Source organism: Microbacterium halophytorum (assembly GCF_002970975.1).
Taxonomy (GTDB): domain Bacteria; phylum Actinomycetota; class Actinomycetes; order Actinomycetales; family Microbacteriaceae; genus Microbacterium; species Microbacterium halophytorum.
Map to the genome: position 1 here is coordinate 1 of NZ_PNFA01000021.1, position 1,526 is coordinate 1,526.

A 1,526-nucleotide genomic window follows, 5' to 3' on the forward strand; every position below is an offset into this window, starting at 1 on the left:
CGTCGGATGTCAAGCTGTGTGGAGTCACTCGGTTCAGATTGTGACTGCTTCTTTGTTGGGTAGGTTGATGCCGACGTGGTCGGCGGGTGATGGCGTGACCGGCCGGCTCCGGAACCGTTCGGGGTGGGCGTCGTAGTAGCGCTGCAGGGCGATGTCTCGTTTGGCCCAGAGGGTCTTCCAGGTGCCGTCGTGAACCTGGGCCGGGGAGAACAACGCGATCCCGGAGTGCTTGTGCTCGGTGTTATACCAATCCACGTATTTGTCGATGTAGGCGCGGGCGGTGTCGAGGTCGGTGAACACTCTCGGGTAGCCGGGCCGATACTTCATCGTCCGGAACCCGGCTTCGGAGAACGGGTTGTCGTTCGACGTGTAGGGCCGGTTGTGCGACAGGGTCACGCCGTGTTCGGTGAGGGCGTCGCGCAGCAGGTTCGATCGCATCGCGGCGCCCGAATCGGCATGCACCACGGCAGGGGCGCCGTGTCGGGCGATTGCGGCGTCGAACATCGCCACGGCGAGATGGTCGGCCTCACGATTTTCAGTCGTGTGGCCGACGATGTCGCGGGAGAAGATGTCGATGATCTTGTATCCCTTGAACGTCTTCCCTCGCCACGGCGAATACAGGTCCGTGATGTCCCAGGACCACACCTGTCCGGGGCCGGTCGCTTTCAGGACCGGCTTGTCGCGCGCTTGCCGGTTGTCTTTGCGGGTCCCGGCGGCCGGTCGCAGCATCTGGTCCTCGATGTCGGCAGCGATTCGCCACCAGGTGCGGCGAGAGCCGAGCATGATCCCCTCGTCCCAGGCGGTCGCGAACGCGTGGTCCACGGAGTTGTCCGCCGCCCAGCCCGCCAGGATCCGTTCCTCGATCTGCGCTCGGTCCGCGTCACTGATCCGCGCCTCATAGGCGCGTTCGGATTGCGGGATCGGGTCCGTGACCGTCTCCCGAGGGTTCTGCCGGTAGTGCCACGTCGACCGCGCGACGCCGACCAGATCGAGCGCTTGACGCTGGGACCCCGTGATCTCCGTCAACTCGGCCACGAGGGCGTTCTCGAGCGTCAGGAATCGTTCTGACCGCTCGCCTCCTCCTCGGTCGCCTCGTCGGGCGTCTCGTCGGGCTCTTCCTCGCGCAGCACGTGCAAGAGCCCGATAGCTTTTCCCAACGCGTCGTTGGTGCCCTCCAACTGTCGGATCCGCTCGTTCAACGCCGCGACTTCCGCGTCATGATGGGCTTGGAGCTGGTCCGCAGACAGTTCCACGAGCTCCCGTTTACGTTTCGACGACATGCCCCCAGCCTCTCGCGGAATCAGCCCGCGTTCGAGATCCCCGTTGAACACAGCCCTCTGCCACCGCATGAACTGATGCCGCGAGAACGACTGACGTTCCAACCACAGGTGCTTCTGCCCATACCGCTGCCGCTGATACTCATGCACGAACCCGCGAATCTGCGAGCTCGTGAACCCTGGACTCAATGTCATCTCACGACTCCGTTCCCCGAGCCGAACGACTCACACACAGCCTGGCAAAGAGGG

General features: G+C 64.1%; 2 protein-coding genes. Both read right to left on the minus strand.

All coding sequences use genetic code 11. The features are described 5' to 3' along the window. Window positions 1-33: 33 nt before the first annotated feature. Window positions 34-1,035 carry a DDE-type integrase/transposase/recombinase gene (locus C0010_RS14815; protein WP_105567866.1) on the minus strand — a complete coding sequence of 334 codons (1,002 nt, stop codon included), beginning with the start codon at window positions 1,033-1,035 and terminating at the stop codon, window positions 34-36. Window positions 1,036-1,052: 17 nt separating this feature from the next. Further along, entirely contained in the window at window positions 1,053-1,280 is a 228-nt protein-coding gene (locus tag C0010_RS15340; RefSeq protein ID WP_232531988.1) for a hypothetical protein, read from the minus strand. Window positions 1,281-1,526 lie beyond the last annotated feature (246 nt).